A 16,189-nucleotide genomic window follows, 5' to 3' on the forward strand; every position below is an offset into this window, starting at 1 on the left:
TCAGCAGCAGAAAGACGACAACACATGAGTGAGACACTCAATCTAAGCACTGGCGCAGACAGTGGAGAGGTGGAATGCCTCGGTCAGAAATTTCGAAGTGATAAGGCACGCCGCGCGCATTTCCTGGCCCTATTGGCTGAGAAGCTGCAAGATACCACGTTTCGTGATCAAGAGGGCTTCCCGGTGGGAACCGATGAGGCAATCCTCGCCATGTCGGATCCGCCCTACTACACGGCGTGTCCTAATCCTTGGCTCGCAGAGTTCGTGGAGCACTACGGTGAACCATACGATCCGGCCGTTGAATATTCCCGCGAACCTATGGCTGTCGACGTTTCGATTGGGAAATCTGATGCAGTATACAAAGCCCATTCCTATCACACTAAAGTTCCACATCTAGCCATTGTGCCGTCCATTCTACACTTCACTGAACCTGGTGATATTGTACTGGATGGTTTTGGCGGATCGGGCATGACAGGCATTGCTGCTCAGTGGTGCGGCGTCGCTTCTGCAGCCTTCCGACTTGAGATTGAAAATGAATGGAAGAGTTTAGGCCAGACAGCCCCAAAATGGGGCCCTCGACGCGCCATCATCAATGAGCTTTCACCGGCAGCAACATCTATTGCCGCTGGACTGAATTTTCCATTCGATGCTCACCAATTCGCCGAGCGCGCGGAGAAAATTCTAAGCACGACCCAAGCAGAACTCGGCTGGATGTTCGAAACAACCCATACGGACGGCACCTCCAAAGGGCGAATAGACTTCACAGTGTGGAGCGAGATTTTTACGTGCTCAAATTGCGCCGGGGAGATTATTTTCTTTGATGAGGCCTTTGACCCCAAAACAAAGAAAGTTGGGAAGGAAATCACGTGCCCTCATTGCGCGGCAAAATCTACCAAAGAGAACATGGAGCTTGTCTTTGAGACTTTCATGGACGTTCCGTCGGGCAACATTGATGAAAGGCCAAAACGCGTACCAGTACTAATAAAATATTCCATTGGAAGGAAAACCTTTCAAAAACGCCCCGATGAGTTAGACCTAGAAGTAATCCGTAGAGCCGAAGCTCTGGATCTACCGGAGCACCTCCCAATACATACGCTTCCAGATTGCCAAATGACGCGTGTTGGTCGAATGAAAACAACAAAGACAAAGCACGTTCACCATATGTACTTTCCTCGAGAAGCGCACATTTTATCCGCGTTGTGGGGGCAAGCCAACAGCGAACCTGATGCACGAATTCGAAATGCTCTCAAATTTTGGCTAGACAGTCATTTCATAAATATGTCGATTCTTAATCGATATCGACCTGAAGTATCTTTTCCCTACAATCCACTTACTGGTGTATTCTACGTCCCGTCGCAAATCGCTGAAGCTGATCCTTTCAAGGCCTATAGCAATAAACTCAAAAGACTCATTACGGCATTTAGTCAAAAACATGGTGTGTCTGGGAGCAGTATTGTCTCAACGGGGAGTGCGACACAACTAGACCTCCCAGATAACAGCATTGACTACGTGTTCACAGACCCACCGTTCGGAGAAAATATATACTATGCCGACCTTAACCAGATAATAGAGTCATGGCATGGCGTGTTTACCAACGTGTCATCTGAAGCAATCATTGATCGTGTTCGTGAAAAAGGCCTCCACGAGTACCAAGCTCTGATCAGAAGTGCGTTTTCCGAGTACTTTAGGGTGTTGAAGCCTGGAAGATGGATGACAGTGGTGTTTTCCAACAGCCGCGCTTCTGTGTGGAACGCAATCCAACTCGCGCTTCAGCAGTCAGGATTCGTTGTCGCTGAAGTCTCAGCTTTGGATAAGAAACAGGGCAGTTTCAAGCAGGTAACTTCGGCAACTGCAGTCAAGCAAGACCTCGTTATTTCCGTGTACAAACCCAATGGAGGGTTGGAGAAGAGGCTTGGAGAACGTGGTGCAGCTCCGGACACAGCATGGGAATTCGTTCAAACTCATCTACGCCAGCTGCCAGTGACCAAGTCTAATAAAGGCATTCTCGAGGTTGTCGTCGAGCGTGATCCGCGCCGCATCTATGACCGCATGGTGTCTTGGTTTGTCCGCCACGACTATCCCGTACCTCTCTCGACCGAGGAGTTCCTAGAGGGGCTACGCAATCGCTTCCCCGAGCGCGACGGAATGGTCTTTCTGCCAGAGCAGGTGGCGGGCTATGATCGAAAGCGTGCCCAGGCGGCCCAAGCTCCACAGATTGAACTCTTTGTCTCGGACGAGCGCTCAGCCATCGACTGGCTGACAGACTTCCTGCGCAAGCGCCCTTCCACCTACCAGGACGTCCACCCTGAGTTTACGGTGCAGATGGGTGCTGGATGGCGGAAGCACGAAGAGAAGCCTGAACTTTCTGCGCTGCTCGAAGACAACTTCCTGCGCTACGAAGGCAAAGATGACGTGCCGAGCCAGATCCACAACTACTTGTCCACCAACTTCAAGGATATGCGGAACCGGGAGAAGTCGGATCCGCTGCTCAAATCCAAGGCGAAGGATCGCTGGTTTGTGCCTGACCCCAGCAAAGCGAAGGATCTTGAGCAGAAGCGCGAAAGGACGCTTCTGAAGGAGTTCGAAACCTACAAGTCAGCGACCAAACGTCAGCTGAAAGAGTCCCGCCTGGAAGTTCTTAGAACAGGCTTCAAAACGGCTTGGGCGGCGAAGGACTACAAGACGATAATCGGCATTGCCGAGAAGCTGCCAGATCAGACGCTGCAGGAAGATGAAAAGCTGCTGCTCTGGTACGATCAGGCGCTCACGCGCACGGAGGCTGATGCATGACGCAAGCCCCCCAAGACTATGACATTGGCGCGTGGTGCTGGCATGAACGACATGCCGCACCCTGCCGTGTCGTGGATCGGGAAGAAGTGTGGGGTGAGACGTCGTTTCGGGTTTGGTTGCCCAGCAAAGATGCCGTCGTTCGCGCGCAGTCGCGGGAGCTACGGCCGCTCGATGCCGTTCAAACTACAGTCGATCAGATCCTGCACACGGCCGCCGCGGCAAAGCTCCTGGATGCGATGGAAGACAATCTGCTTCTGGCGCCGATCCAGTCAAGCGTTGTCCCTCTGCCCCATCAGCTCTATGCTCTAAACCGCGCTATGAGCCGGGATCGGATCCGCTATCTGCTTGCGGATGAAGTGGGGCTAGGCAAGACGATTGAAGCCGGCCTTATCCTTCGCGAGCTCAAGTTGCGCGGGATGGCGAAAAGGATCCTTATCGTTGCACCCAAAGGGTTGGTCAGACAATGGCAGGCAGAGATGCGCCTTCACTTTTGTGAGAATTTCCAGTTCATTGAGCCGTCAGAACTTTCGGCATATCGACAATTCCGGGCTGATGACGAAAATCTCTGGCGATTGCATGATCAAGCAATTTGTTCGTTGGACTCAATTAAGCCGCTTGAAAAGCGGCGCGGATGGAGTGCAGAAAAGCTTAGCACTTATAACCGCGAACGCTTCGAAGACCTGATTTCGGCATCTTGGGATCTTGTGATAATTGACGAAGCTCACCGCATGGGAGGCAGCACAGATCAGGTTGCACGATACAAGTTAGGCGCAGCGCTTGCTGAAGCGGCCCCATACCTCTTACTTCTATCGGCAACGCCACACCAAGGAAAAACCGATCAGTTCCATCGCTTGATGCAGCTTCTCGACCGCGACTCCTTTCCGGATGAGAGCAGCATTTCCAGTAATCGTGTGCGCCCGTTTGTTGTGCGAACCGAAAAGAGGATTGCGATCGATGCAGAAGGGGAACCCCTGTTTAAGCCTCGTATGACACGCACGAAAGCGGTCGCCTGGTTGGACCGCCATACGGCTCAGCAGGGGCTGTACGAAGCAGTCACCGAATACGTTCGTCACGGTTACAATCAAGCCATGGCATCAAAGCAAAGACACATCGGCTTCCTGATGATCCTGATGCAGCGCTTGGTGACGTCCAGCACCGCAGCCATCCGGGCAACCTTGGAAAAGCGCCTACTCGCTCTGGATGACGACCAGCGACAGCTTCAGCTCTTTTCCGCTGAAGGCGTCGGGGACTGGCATGAGCTGACGGGTGATGATCAGATTGGTGTTGCCATGGCATTTGAAGCTTTGGGCGATGAACGAAAAGACGTTAAGGCACTTTTATTTATTGCGCGCGAAACTGAAGCACAGGGAACTGATGCCAAAGCCGAAGCACTCTTGGAGCAGATCTACAAGATACAACAGGAAGAAAATGATCCTCAGTTGAAAGTTCTGGTGTTCACAGAATTTGTTCCAACACAAGCTATGCTCGCGGAATTCCTTGAGAGTAGGGGCTTCTCAGTTGCAACACTGAATGGCAGCATGGATCTTGAAGCGCGTGGGCGAGCTCAGCGGAAATTTTCCTCAGATGTGCGTATACTGATCTCAACGGATGCTGGAGGTGAAGGCCTTAATCTTCAATTCTGTCATATCATTATAAACTTCGATATGCCGTGGAACCCTATGCGGGTTGAGCAACGGATCGGTCGAGTGGACCGTATCGGTCAGCCTCATGTTGTGCGCGCAATCAATTTTGTACTCGAAGATACTGTGGAGCATCGTGTTCGAGAGGTTCTTGAAACTAAGCTCGCAGTGATCGCCCAGGAATTTGGTGTCGATAAAGTTGCCGATGTAATGGATTCAGTCGAGGCGGAGCCACTGTTTGATGAGTTGTTTGTGCAAGGACTTCAGGATCCTACTTCGATTGAATTAGAATGCGAAACAGCCATTATAAAACTGCGATCCACTCTGGAAGAACATCAAAAAAACACTGATCTTCTAGCTGATGGGCATGATCTGGAGCCTGATGACGCTAGAAAGTGGCGTGATCATCCGGCGCAGTTTTGGCTTGAGCGAGCAATTACAACTGGGCTACCTGTGCGGGGGGGAGAAGCCAAGAAAGAAGGTGACACCTGGCGGATACGGTGGACTGACGGCACCGAATCATCTTCGGTGTGTTTCGATGCGCGAACAGCGGGCGATCGGCCGGAAGCTGAGTGGGTCACGCTGGAAGATCCAAGAGCGCAGGCTTTGATCGCTGATCTTCCGCGTTGCATCCCTGGTCAACCTGTACCCGCCGTTCGCATAACAGGCCTGCCTGACAGTGTGAAAGGCGTTTGGTCGCTATGGGAAGTCAGTCTGGCAGCTGACAATTTCAGCCGTCGTCGCTTCTTATCCATTTTCGTCAATGATGAAGGGCGCGCCTTCCAGCCGACCGCAAAGCGCATTTGGGATATGCTTCTGACGGAGCAGGTCGAGCCGATTGGTGCCAATCAGATTGAGGCACCGTACGACTGGTTTGAGAGATCGAAAGGGGCTGCGGTCACGCAAGGTGAGCGAGTGTTCTTTGATCTTGTGGCAGGGCACAAGGTTCGGATCGAGGAAGAACGTGAACGCGCACTCTACGCTTTCGAAGCTCGACACAAGGCGATTGGCAGAGTGGGGCTGCAGACTGTACGTGATTATCGATGGAAGCGTCTGCAGAAAGAGCATGAAGCTCGGATCGCACAGCTAGATTCTGCGGCATGTTACTCGCCAGCTCTCAATGCACTCACAGTTTTGAGAATTGGCGAAACGGTAGCTGGTGCATGATGAGTATTTGGGCTGATCATATCCTGCGGGAATTTCCCGTAGATCTTTCTCGCTTTTGGATCGCCTTGGATCCCGATGGAATTCTTTTGGATGAGACCATTTTGTTTGGGCTTCGCGAGCGCGATTTTGGGGTTCTTCCGTTCGAAGATTCTGTTTCGTTTAGGGCCGAGTACGAAGCGCGTTACCGATCCGCATGGGATAGGGGTGAGAAAGGTTCCGCGAAGGCACTTATTCTGCAGTGGCAGGGAGTGGACATCAACTCGCTTCCTTGGGACTACATCAGAGCAGCACGGCAAGTCAGCCTGAGCTTGGCTGATCTCTTACCCAACCTGAATTATGGTGTCGTCCGCAAGCTTGATTCTGAACACCACGAAGGGCTCTTCCAGGCCTACCAGAAGCACGCGTCGCAGCAGCTTGGAGAGCGAGCGACCAAGGATTTTATTCTCACGCACATCTTCAGTTTAAGCCCGTATCTGCTGAATCGGCCGGAGGATTTCTGGCGCGAAGCGCTGCGGCTTCATTATCGCGGTGTGGGCATTCCCAGTCTATTAGCAGACCATGTCGCAACTGTCCTTCGGGACACAACTCTTGGCAGTCTTCCGATTAGTGAACTACTCGCCTCAAAGTCTTTTATGGTGCGCGCCATACAGGATTCTTGGGCTCGTTTCGTCTCACTACATGGCGTTGAGACTGATGCCTGCGATGGGGGACAGGAGCCATTCGAATACCATGCATTCGATTTGCCATTTGATCACCCCGACGTAAGGGTGATCATCGACACCATGTTCCTTGAAGGAGCCATTCAACCCATTAAAGCAAGCGTTCGTCCTTCGCACCTTCCCGGTTGGATACAGGTTGGCCTGATCGATCATCCTCAGTCACTTGCCCATTTGGTGGCGGAGGGAGTGAAAAGGATAGAGGTGGGTCTACCGTCGGAGGGTGCGTCGCATAGAGATTGGGTAGAAACGGCGCGCCGCTTGGGAGAACTCATCTACCGCTTCAACGAACTGAAGGCGGTGGATGCAGATAGCCTGCAGAAGCAACTCCAGAGCTTGCAAAGAGAAGTCGATGCTCGCCTCAAGGATTGGGTGCTTCAGCATTTTGCAGACTTGCCCTCTCTACCAGTTGCAAAGGCGCCAGTGATGGTACATCATGTGCCGCGCTATCTCGCAATGCGTAGAGGCTTTGGCGAAGACCGAATTGCTCTTCTTGTTTTTGACGGCCTGGCATTGGACCAGTGGGCTCAGATCAGGGAGTACTTGTCGACCAAGCTTCCCGCTTTTTCTGCCGACGAGGGCGGCTGCTTTGCGTGGCTGCCGACGTTGACATCCATCTCTCGCCAGGCACTCTTTTCAGGCCTGAAACCCCGAGAGTTCCAAGGCTCGCTGGATACTACAGCGAAAGAACCTTCGCTTTGGATTAATTTCTGGCAAGAAAATGGGCTTACAAAGCGTGAAGTTGTATTTACAAAGGGCATAAAGTTGACTGAACAGCTAGGCGCGCTCGAAGATACACTCTCGAAACCAACAATAAAAGTGGCTGGAATTGTTGTCGATATGATTGATGAACTCGTTCATGGAGCAATACTCGGGAAACGTGGGATCACCGGGCAAATTCGCGAGTGGTGTGAGACTGGCTTCATCGAAACGCTATTTTGCATGCTCCGTAAGCATGGGTATCATATTTACCTGACGTCAGATCATGGCAACGTTGACTCAGATGGCATTGGACGTCTCAGCCAGGGTGTTATATCAGAAATGAAGGGGGAGCGGGTCAGGGCGTATCGTAACGAGAATCTAGCGCTATCTATTCCTAAAGAGATTGATACATTTCGGTTCGACAGCCCCGGACTTCCCACCGACTTCCTGCCAATTTTTGCAGGCAAACGTGGTGCATTTGTTCCCAAAGGAAAAAAAATTGTTGCTCACGGAGGCATGACGTTGGAAGAACTTATTGTGCCTTTTGTAAAGATAACAATGAAGAAAGAATAATATGCAACCCACAAAACCTAGGATAGGATTTGATCGCTTTATCCGGCTCGAATGGGCAACAAAAGCGCTCGAAGTCAGGAATGGTCTAGCTGAGATTGCTGAGCTTGAAGCCATTCTGGGTGAAGCACATTCAGGACTAGCTGCCAAAAAGAAGACAAGAACTATTTTAAACCGGCTTTGGCTTGAGCCACGTGATGATATCGAGTTATTCGCGCAACGAGCAGCGGAGTTTTTTAACTCGGAGCGTGAGATCCCACCAGTTGTTTTGACCTGGGGAATGGCTATTGTGACTTATCCTTTCTTCGCGAGAGTTATTGAGATCGTGGGTCGACTAACTTCGCTTCAAAGCGAATGCTCTTCAGCTGAAGTTCACAGAAGAATGGAAGAGGTTTATGGGGAGCGAGAAGGAACACGCCGTATGACCAATATGGTTTTACAGTCTTTAGCAGACTGGGGTATCATTGCGCGGCATAACAAAGGGAAGCAGATCGCTCTAAAAGAACCCATTTATCTGGAGGGATCACAGGTAATTTCCTGGATAGTTGAGGCCTGTGTCTATACATCAGGGCGATCACTTTCCATCGCGGCCATTGATTACAATCCATTGCTATTTCCATTTCGATTGGGCGGGTCACTTTCGTATATATTGTCAGGTAGCGACGCACTCGAGTTGCGTGTGGACAGTGCTGGCAACCAGATTGTCACAATTCGGGATTGATTCAACTTAATGGTTCGCGAAATAAGATTTCAATATTTTCGTATGCTTGATTTGTAAACCTTGTAATATTGGCCAATGTATATGGCCCATATTTTTGTTAAGTTTCTGGAACGGGCGGGTGCATGATCAGGTTTGTGTGAGATAGTGTGAATTAGGTTCAAGTCAGTTTTTTTAAATTCTAAAGATTGAGAAACGCAGAAAATTGATACAGCGATCCATTATTGAAAAACTTGGCCAGATTGTACCGCCCAGGGGGGGCATGCATTACTTTCATAATTGTCTTTACTTACTTCGTTAACCACTCAGCAAAGGTTTTTCCTTAGGGCAGTGACAGCATTATCTCTGTCGTCACACTCTTGGACACACCTTGTCACACATTTGGTCAAAATTAGCACCCATTACGAAAAGATCTTCGATTGACAGCTGGAACCAGCCATGTGTACTGAATAACAGGAATTGATGTAAGTGACTGTTCTGAAAGGTATGAGCACCGGTAGCTCAGCTGGATAGAGTACTTGACTACGAATCAAGGGGTCGGGGGTTCGAATCCTCCCCGGTGCGCCACTATCATCAGACTTAAGCAGTCTGCAGATAGATAACCTACTGATAACATTCTCATAAATAGCATTGCCTTAGTATTGGACTGGAGAGAGTGTTGACCAGATTACTGACCAAAAAAGTCCCTTATACGTTTAACCGTGCCGGGTATTACTACTTCTCAAGACGTGTTCCCGCTGACCTTTTGAGCCATTATTCCCATCCCCGTATTGTTCAGGGGCTTAAGACGAGGTCTGCACTAACTGCTAAATCAAGGGCTTTGGTGGCTGCGGCTAAGTTAGATGAATACTGGTCTCACCTTAGAATGACCGACCCTGATCTTATTGGGCGCAGTTTGTTAAAGTCGGGATATGGTTCATTTACCCGAAATACACAGCTTGATGTGTCTACTGCCACTGAGCAGTCGATTACGCTCTCTGAGGCCTTAGAAACATATGTCATGCAAAAGGGTGCTGGTAAGCCAAAGACCTTCAAAGCCGCCGCCCAAAGAGCCTGTAGTTATCTGGTGGATGCCTGTGGAGCCAAGACCTTGGCTGAGTACACCAGAGCAGATGCGCTGAGTTATAGGGATTACCTGATTGCCAAGGGTCTGGTTGGCTCAAGCGTGGGCAGAGTCATCAGTTCCATTAGAGCCGTCTTTAACTTTGCCATCTCTGAGTATGCGCTTGATCTTAAGAACCTGGACCTGTCGCGGAATTGTGTCGCTCCTTTAACCGCATATTATGCACTAAAGGAGAATACACATGGGAAACAAACCAACAGCAGAATTTAGACAGGAAGTTGTGCGCGTAGCATTAACAAGTGGGCTTAGCCGTAAGCAGGTCGCATCGGACTTTGGGATTGGTTTTTCGACACTGAGCCGCTGGATCAAAGAAGAACGCGATACAGTTTCTACGCCTGAGCCACAAATTGATTTGATTCACGAAAACGAACGGCTGCGAAAAGAAGTCCGCATGCTTCGTGAGGAGAGGGAAATATTAAAAAAGGCAACACAGTTCTTCGCGAAGCAAAAACCGTGAGGTTTAAGTTTATCGAAGAACACCGTGGCACGCTTCCAATCAATCGTCTGTGTCATATTATGAATGTCAGTGCACGTGGTTACCGCGCCTATCGCACACGACCAATCAACCAAAGTCAGAGAACGGATATGGTTTTATTGGCTCATATTCGGGATCAATTCGCCCTAAGTCACAATAGTTATGGGCGCGTCAGAATGACCGAAGAGCTGAAAGAGTTAGGTCTGCAGGTCGGCCACCGCCGTGTAGGAAGATTGATGCGCCAGAACGCCATATCCGTTATCAGAACCCGTAAACATAAGGTCACAACGGATAGTAATCACAAGTTTAATATTGCGCCAAATCTGCTGGATCGTGATTTTACTACCGATAAGCCTAATCAAAAATGGGTGGTTGATATTAGCTATATATGGACACGTGAAGGATGGCTATACTTGGCTGCTGTACTTGATTTACATTCAAGGCGCATCATCGGTTGGTCGGTCAGTAATCGGATGAAGAAGGATCTGGCAATACGTGCGTTAGACATGGCGGTTGCTTTGCGTATCTTCGCAGCAATCTTAGAACCAAACCTTGCGACCCAATCTCGGATCGTTTCGTAAGAAACTTTAATGTCTCGTGATACAAGCAGATCCTCAAAATCGCGTAAACTCAAAGCAAAGCGTTGATAGGCCCAAACTGCGTAACCAATTACAGAACGTGGAAAACGAAAGCCTTTCAGGCCAGAACAATCAGACACATTAAACATGGACAATCTCTATTCACGACATTCGCAAAAAATAACCTCACAATGCCGCCAAGACTGCTCAGTGATAACGGCTCCTACTACATCTTGGGTGATCTGGCTGAGTGGATGGAAAAGCAGAAGACGAAACACGTTCGTGGCACTCCATTCCATCCACAAATCCAAGGCAAAATCGAACGCTGGCAGCAGACCATGAAGAACCGAGTTTTATTGGAAGACTATTATCTGCCAGGTGATCTTTAGAGGCAGACCGCCACCTTTGTCGCTTACTATAACAACGAACGATACAACGAAAGCTTAAACAACGTCACACCTGCCGATGTCTATTTTGGCCGTCACAAAGCAATTCTGAGTGGAAGGAAAAAAATTAAAAAACAGACACTCCAAAACCGCCGCTTGAAACATCAAAAACAAGCTGATTAATTAAATCAAAATCGGACCAGAGCCTCCAAGCTTCAAACAGCTCTTGTATCCCAAATTATCTGACAACGGACACCATGTTGTTTGGTCTACTATTCATGAATGGCGCATTCTTAGTGGTCCCATGGGTTGCCGGCAGTCGCGTTTTTCGTTGGGCTGGACTTTAGTTAAAGCCTCCAGAACTAAGTAGCTATTGTGCTTTTGTAATAAATATTGTACTAATAAAAGAATAGTTATTTGATAAAAGGCCTGAACTTCTAACTTGGATATACTTATAGTTCAATAATTGTTTTTTTAATACAATATTATTTGGGTTAGATGGCTGGTCGTTGGCGCTTAGTCCAGAAATGAATTCCTTGGCCGGTAGCCCTAATGCGTATTAAAAACGAAAGGATCAAAGTGTCTATTCGCATTGAGTGCGTCCTTGAATGCAACAACCATGTGGGCACAAGCCCTTTATGGGATGTGGAAGGGGGCAAGCTCCCTTGGCTGGACTGCACCGGACCGCGGTTTAGCAAACAGGCAATTTTGCGGATGGACCTGGCAACGGGTGTGGTTGAGAATTGGGATTTTCCCAACGACATTGGCGCAATGGCATCGCGAAAGATCGGCGGCGCCATAGCCGCAATCAGCGACGGGTTTTATTTTTTTGACTTCGAGCGCGAAGAGTTAGAGTTGATCCAAGAGGTTGACGTCGATATTAAAAGAACCCGGCTGAACGATGGCAAAGTAGATCGTCTTGGTCGTTTTTTTGCGGGTGGGATGGACGAACGCGAAGAGTTGAAAAATTGCGTGCTTTGGCGTCTGGATTCGGATTTGAGCGTCACAAAAGTTGAGGACGGGATAATTTGTGCGAATGGTCCGTGCTGGAGCCTGGATGACAAAACATTCTATTTGGCCGACACGTTCCAGAACGAATTCTGGGCCTATGAATACGACATCACGGATGGCACTTTCGCAAACAAACGGATCTTTGCCACCACCCATGATGATGACGGCGTCGCAGATGAATCGACCATCGATGAAGAAGGTTATCTGTGGAATGCGCAGCTGATCAGCAGAGATCTGGTGCGTTACGCGCCCGACGGCTGTGTCGCGCGGAGGATCGGTATGCCCGTCCGAAATATCACCAGCGTGATGTTCGCGGGTAAGGACCTTGATGTAATCTATGTGACATCGATGGCGCGTGTGAAACACCCAGAAGTCCACGACATGTTTCACAAGAAAGAAAAGCCACAATTTCTAGCAGGCAGCCTGTTTGTGGTCGCCGTGCTAGGCATCCATGGCGTGCCAGAACCGCGATTTGCGGGATGACATTCGAATGAGCCGTTCCAAAACTATGATAGTAGCCGGCCCTTCCAAAAATTTTCCTGATAAAAATGGCCATGACGATGCACACACGGATGCCAACGCAAGTTTTGCAATGTTGAGGCATCAGTTTTTAACAGATAGCGAAGTTCTGGCCCTGTCGGGCTCTTGTTTGACGGCATTTATTTTGGACAACCTTCGCCAGCGACAGCGACTAAAAATCCAGAAAAAGGCATACAATGGCTAAACGCGGCAAGATCATTATCGCCTGCGCGATTACCGGTGCCATTCACACACCGACCATGTCTCCGTATCTGCCGATCAGCCTTGGTGAGATCGCGACTGATGCGATTGAGGTGGCCCATGCGGGCGTGGCAATTTTGCACTTACATGCCCACGGTCCTGAAAATGGTAGACCCGACCAAGCGTCAGAGGGGTTTTCTAGGTTCCTGCCAACCGTCAAGCTAGGAAAGAAGGCGGTGATCAATATTACGACTGGCGGCAGCCCGTTCATGAACGTCGAAGAGCGCGTACGACCAGCTGCGGAATTTAAACCAGAGGTAGCATCGCTAAACTTGGGTTTGATTAACTTCGGGCTGTACCAACTTCTCGACAAGTACAAGAATTTCAATTTTGACTGGGAACGTGAGTATCAGGAAAGTACGCGAGATCTGATATTTCTTAACTCGTTCAAAGATATAGAATTTATCTTGAAAATCTGCTACCATAACGGGACGCGGTTTCAATTTAAATGCTACGACACCGCGCCTCTTTACAATCTCGAGCACTTTGCAAATTGCGGTTTGGTCAAGCCGCCATTCTTTGTGCAATCAGTGTTTGATTTACTTGGCGGCATCGGAAGCCACTCCAAAGATGTCGCACATATAAAATGCACCGCTGACCGTTTATTTAGCAACGACCTACGTTGGTCCGTTCTGGGCGCAGGAACCGCTCAACTTCGAATCGCTGCTCAGGCAGTTGCGATAGGTGGTAACATCCGTGTTGGGCTTGAAGATAGTCTTTGGGCGAGCAAAGGAATTTTGGCAAAATCAAATGCCGAACAGGTTCGGCTCGCACGAAAGATAATCGAAGGTCTCGGCCTTGCGGTTGTGCCCCCTGATGAAGCGCGCGGAATTCTGGCTCTCAAAGGGCGCGATCTGGTGAATTTCTAATAAGAAATACTGCCGACAAATACCCATAACTTAATCTGGAAAGGAATGTGAAAATGACAAAGCAAGACAAAAACATCACCCCAATCAAGTCTCAGGACATGAACTTTGCCAAAGAAATGCTGGCGGAAATTTCTTACATTCGCGCGTTTGAGGAAAAGGCCATGTCCCTAACACAAACAATCCCGCCACGTGTGCTTGGCTCTATGCACTTTTGCGCCGGACAAGAGGCAGTCCCACTAGGTGCCGCCGCGGGTTTGCGCGATGATGACCAGATGATAGCGACCCACCGGGGCCATGGTTGGGCTATTGCCTCGGGGCTTGATCGCCGAAAAATCATGGCTGAGATCTGCCAAAGAGCCGATGGCCTCAATGGCGGACGCGGCGGGTCAGCCTATTTTTTGGCCCCAGACACTCGTTTTCTAGGAGAGAACTCGATTGTAGGCGCCGCCACAACCATTGCTTGCGGCGCGGCAATTTCCAATTTGGCGCATAAAAATGGCCGTGTCGCAACGGTTTCCATTGGTGATGGGGCAATGAACCAGGGTTCAGTTTCTGAGGCCTTTGCCTTTGCAGCCGCGCGTAAACTTCCGGTGATTTTTATCGTCGAGAACAACGGCTGGGCGGAACTTACTCCAACCGCAGAAGTGATCACAGTCGATCGGATCGCAAAAAGGGCTTCGGGTTATGGCATGCCTTCTGCAACCATCAGCGGATTTGATCCAATTGCAGTTCGCGACAGCATTGCGCAAGCGGCCGAACACGCCCGGGCTGGCAACGGCCCTAGCCTACTTGAATTCAAAGTACCGCGGCTTTGGGGGCACTACAACCGCGATATCGAACATTATAGACAAAAATCTGATCGACAAGCGGCTGAGGCGATTGACCCGGAAATGCTGATATCTAAGCGGCTGATAGCTGCCGGGTTCATGACGCAAGGAGAAGTCGACGACGTCATATCTAATAGTAAGAAAATTACGGACGAAATGACCGAGTCGATCCTGGAGGGACCCGCATCGATTGCAGCGTCGGCATTGGAACACGTGATTTCACTAGAGTACTCTCCCGAGCCAACAGTAACAGAAAAAATGGAAATGACGTATTTGGAAGCTGTTACGTTGGCAATGCGCACAGAGCTCGAAAACGATCCCATGACGCTGTTATACGGTGAGGATGTCGGCAAGCCAGGTGGCATATTTGGGGCGAGCCGAAATTTACAGCGCGAATTCGGTGATCAACGAGTGTTTGACACACCAATTGCTGAAAACGCGATACTTGGCTCAGCCGTTGGCGCGGCGATGACGGGCATGAAACCGATTGTAGAAATTATGTTTGCCGATTTTATTTATGTGGCGCTGGACCAATTGGTAAATCAGGCAGCAAACGTACGGTATATGACACGTGGTAAATCAAATTGCCCAATTGTGGTTAGAACCCAACAGGGCGCAACGCCGGGCGCGTGCCCGCAACATACACAATCGATCGAAGCGGTGCTGGCGCATATACCTGGCCTGAAAGTGGCTCTACCTGCGACAGCTGAGGATGCCTATGCATTGATACGTTCGGCCGTTGCAGATCCAGACCCCTGCATCATCATTGAATCGCGCGGGCTATACCCAGAGAAATCAGAAGTTGTAATAACCAACGGTGCCGAGCCGGTCGGAAAATCGCGGCTGCGGCGTGAGGGCAATGATGTTTCGATTATTACCTGGGGCGCGATGGTTCCAAAAGCTTTGGCTGCAGCGGAAATCCTGGCCAAGCAAGGCTCGGAAGCCCACGTCCTCGATTTGAGGTGGTTATGTCCGCTGGATGAAACTGCGCTTGTTGCGGCGGCGAATGCTTCGAAAGGCAAGGTTGTTATTGCCCACGAGGCGGTTCGTTCGGGTGGGTTCGCCGGTGAAATTGCGTTGAGACTACAAGAACTGTTGGTTGACAGCATAGCTGTCAGAATTCGTCGCGTAACAACGCCGGATGTGCGCATCCCGGCGACGCCGGAACTTCAGGATGCGGTTATTCCATCTGCCGATGATATCGTGGCGGCAGCGATTACCCTGATTTGAAGCGCATCATTTCACTCAAGTCGCTTGGTTTCATGACTATTGATTTAGACTCCAATCATGCGAAGGCGACGATCTTCTTCTAGGTATTGATAAAGGCAAACCTCACGCCTTTTGACCTGTGAAGAAGATCGTCGCCTTCTTTAACACTCTCCTCTCCTCGCGCAAAAGCCGGTTCTCTTTGCGAAGGTGGGCATTTTCCTTTTCCAAATCTTCAAGCGGGCCTGACATTAGATCATCATTCTGATACTTGTGTACCCATTTGTTCAGGGTCGAAACGCCAACTCCCAAATCCAACGCAATCTGAGGTTGCGTCAGCCAGCTGGTCGTTGCAATGCGAATCGTATCACGTCTGAACTCGTCACTGTATCTTGGTGCCATTTCTTGTCTCCTTCATTGCGAATATCGCTTAAAAGAGACCGGAACTAAATTGGGACAAGTCCAACGCCAACCATGGCTGCCAACGTGCCTGCATCTCGAACCCAAACTACAGCCAGACTATTTACCCAATTCTCCAGCGTCACATATGAACGGTCCAGAAATAAGTGTGTTGCATTTGTAGTTGTATCTCGGCCAACGCAATACTTGAACTGCGCAAGTATGGCGGATA

At 49.7% G+C, this 16,189-nt stretch carries 12 protein-coding genes, 1 tRNA gene and 2 pseudogenes; 13 read left to right on the forward strand and 2 right to left on the reverse strand.

Annotation, left to right across the window (positions count from 1 at the left end):
• The first annotated feature begins 24 nt into the window (after positions 1–24).
• The 8 genes from GN278_03375 to GN278_03410 all read left to right on the forward strand — a co-directional run bounded on the left by GN278_03375 (position 25) and on the right by GN278_03410 (position 10,482).
• Entirely contained in the window at positions 25–2,790 is a 2,766-nt protein-coding gene (locus GN278_03375; GenBank protein ID XAT59945.1) for a DNA methylase, read from the forward strand.
• Entirely contained in the window at positions 2,787–5,597 is a 2,811-nt protein-coding gene (locus tag GN278_03380) for a helicase (GenBank protein ID XAT59946.1), read from the forward strand. Before GN278_03375 ends, GN278_03380 begins: the two co-directional genes overlap by 4 nt.
• Positions 5,597–7,588 (forward strand): BREX-3 system phosphatase PglZ, encoded by a 1,992-nt coding sequence (gene pglZ, locus GN278_03385; protein XAT62523.1) that lies wholly within the window; start codon positions 5,597–5,599, stop codon positions 7,586–7,588. Before GN278_03380 ends, pglZ begins: the two co-directional genes overlap by 1 nt.
• 1 nt (position 7,589) lies before the next feature.
• A complete protein-coding gene (locus GN278_03390) occupies positions 7,590–8,306 on the forward strand; it encodes a hypothetical protein (GenBank protein XAT59947.1) in 717 nt (238 codons plus the stop codon).
• A gap of 487 nt (positions 8,307–8,793) precedes the next feature.
• Positions 8,794–8,870: transfer RNA gene (locus GN278_03395), tRNA-Arg, on the forward strand.
• A gap of 91 nt (positions 8,871–8,961) precedes the next feature.
• A complete protein-coding gene (locus GN278_03400) occupies positions 8,962–9,636 on the forward strand; it encodes a hypothetical protein (GenBank protein ID XAT59948.1) in 675 nt (224 codons plus the stop codon).
• Positions 9,608–9,883, forward strand: a complete 276-nt coding sequence (locus tag GN278_03405) for a transposase (protein ID XAT59949.1) — start codon at positions 9,608–9,610, stop codon at positions 9,881–9,883. Before GN278_03400 ends, GN278_03405 begins: the two co-directional genes overlap by 29 nt.
• A complete protein-coding gene (locus GN278_03410; GenBank protein XAT62524.1) occupies positions 9,841–10,482 on the forward strand; it encodes an IS3 family transposase in 642 nt (213 codons plus the stop codon). Before GN278_03405 ends, GN278_03410 begins: the two co-directional genes overlap by 43 nt.
• On the opposite strand, the pseudogene GN278_03415 reads toward GN278_03410, so the two are convergent.
• Positions 10,422–10,628, reverse strand: a pseudogene (locus GN278_03415) (IS6 family transposase). The gene GN278_03410 and the pseudogene GN278_03415 sit on opposite strands and share 61 nt — an antisense overlap.
• Before the next feature lie 42 nt (positions 10,629–10,670).
• Between GN278_03415 and GN278_03420 the strand changes: the two are divergent.
• From GN278_03420 to GN278_03440, 5 genes and pseudogenes are all read left to right on the forward strand, one after another.
• Complete coding sequence (locus tag GN278_03420) at positions 10,671–10,868, forward strand: DDE-type integrase/transposase/recombinase (GenBank protein XAT59950.1); 198 nt, start codon at positions 10,671–10,673, stop codon at positions 10,866–10,868.
• A gap of 18 nt (positions 10,869–10,886) precedes the next feature.
• A pseudogene (locus GN278_03425) lies at positions 10,887–11,048 on the forward strand (IS3 family transposase).
• 369 nt (positions 11,049–11,417) lie between these two features.
• A complete protein-coding gene (locus GN278_03430) occupies positions 11,418–12,359 on the forward strand; it encodes an SMP-30/gluconolactonase/LRE family protein (GenBank protein XAT59951.1) in 942 nt (313 codons plus the stop codon).
• A 233-nt stretch (positions 12,360–12,592) separates the two neighbouring features.
• Positions 12,593–13,525, forward strand: coding sequence for a 3-keto-5-aminohexanoate cleavage protein (locus GN278_03435; protein ID XAT59952.1), 933 nt, complete (start codon positions 12,593–12,595; stop codon positions 13,523–13,525).
• A 98-nt stretch (positions 13,526–13,623) separates the two neighbouring features.
• Entirely contained in the window at positions 13,624–15,582 is a 1,959-nt protein-coding gene (locus GN278_03440) for a transketolase (GenBank protein ID XAT62525.1), read from the forward strand.
• Between the two features lie 102 nt (positions 15,583–15,684).
• Here GN278_03440 and GN278_03445 read toward each other — a convergent pair whose 3' ends face one another.
• On the reverse strand, positions 15,685–15,960 hold the full coding sequence (locus GN278_03445) for a transposase (GenBank protein XAT59953.1): 276 nt from the start codon (positions 15,958–15,960) through the stop codon (positions 15,685–15,687).
• Between the last annotated feature and the right edge of the window lie 229 nt (positions 15,961–16,189).

Source organism: Rhodobacteraceae bacterium Araon29, assembly GCA_039640505.1.
Lineage (GTDB): Bacteria > Pseudomonadota > Alphaproteobacteria > Rhodobacterales > Rhodobacteraceae > CABZJG01.

Bases quoted from the DNA above. Each gene is read 5' to 3' on its own strand.
- GN278_03375 (XAT59945.1), top strand. From the start codon at position 25: ATGAGTGAGACACTCAATCTAAGCACTGGCGCAGACAGTGGAGAGGTG.
- GN278_03380 (XAT59946.1), top strand. From the start codon at position 2,787: ATGACGCAAGCCCCCCAAGACTATGACATTGGCGCGTGGTGCTGGCAT.
- pglZ (XAT62523.1), top strand. From the start codon at position 5,597: ATGAGTATTTGGGCTGATCATATCCTGCGGGAATTTCCCGTAGATCTT.
- GN278_03390 (XAT59947.1), top strand. From the start codon at position 7,590: ATGCAACCCACAAAACCTAGGATAGGATTTGATCGCTTTATCCGGCTC.
- GN278_03405 (XAT59949.1), top strand. From the start codon at position 9,608: ATGGGAAACAAACCAACAGCAGAATTTAGACAGGAAGTTGTGCGCGTA.
- GN278_03420 (XAT59950.1), top strand. From the start codon at position 10,671: ATGCCGCCAAGACTGCTCAGTGATAACGGCTCCTACTACATCTTGGGT.
- GN278_03430 (XAT59951.1), top strand. From the start codon at position 11,418: ATGCGTATTAAAAACGAAAGGATCAAAGTGTCTATTCGCATTGAGTGC.
- GN278_03435 (XAT59952.1), top strand. From the start codon at position 12,593: ATGGCTAAACGCGGCAAGATCATTATCGCCTGCGCGATTACCGGTGCC.
- GN278_03440 (XAT62525.1), top strand. From the start codon at position 13,624: ATGAACTTTGCCAAAGAAATGCTGGCGGAAATTTCTTACATTCGCGCG.
- GN278_03445 (XAT59953.1), bottom strand. From the start codon at position 15,960: ATGGCACCAAGATACAGTGACGAGTTCAGACGTGATACGATTCGCATT.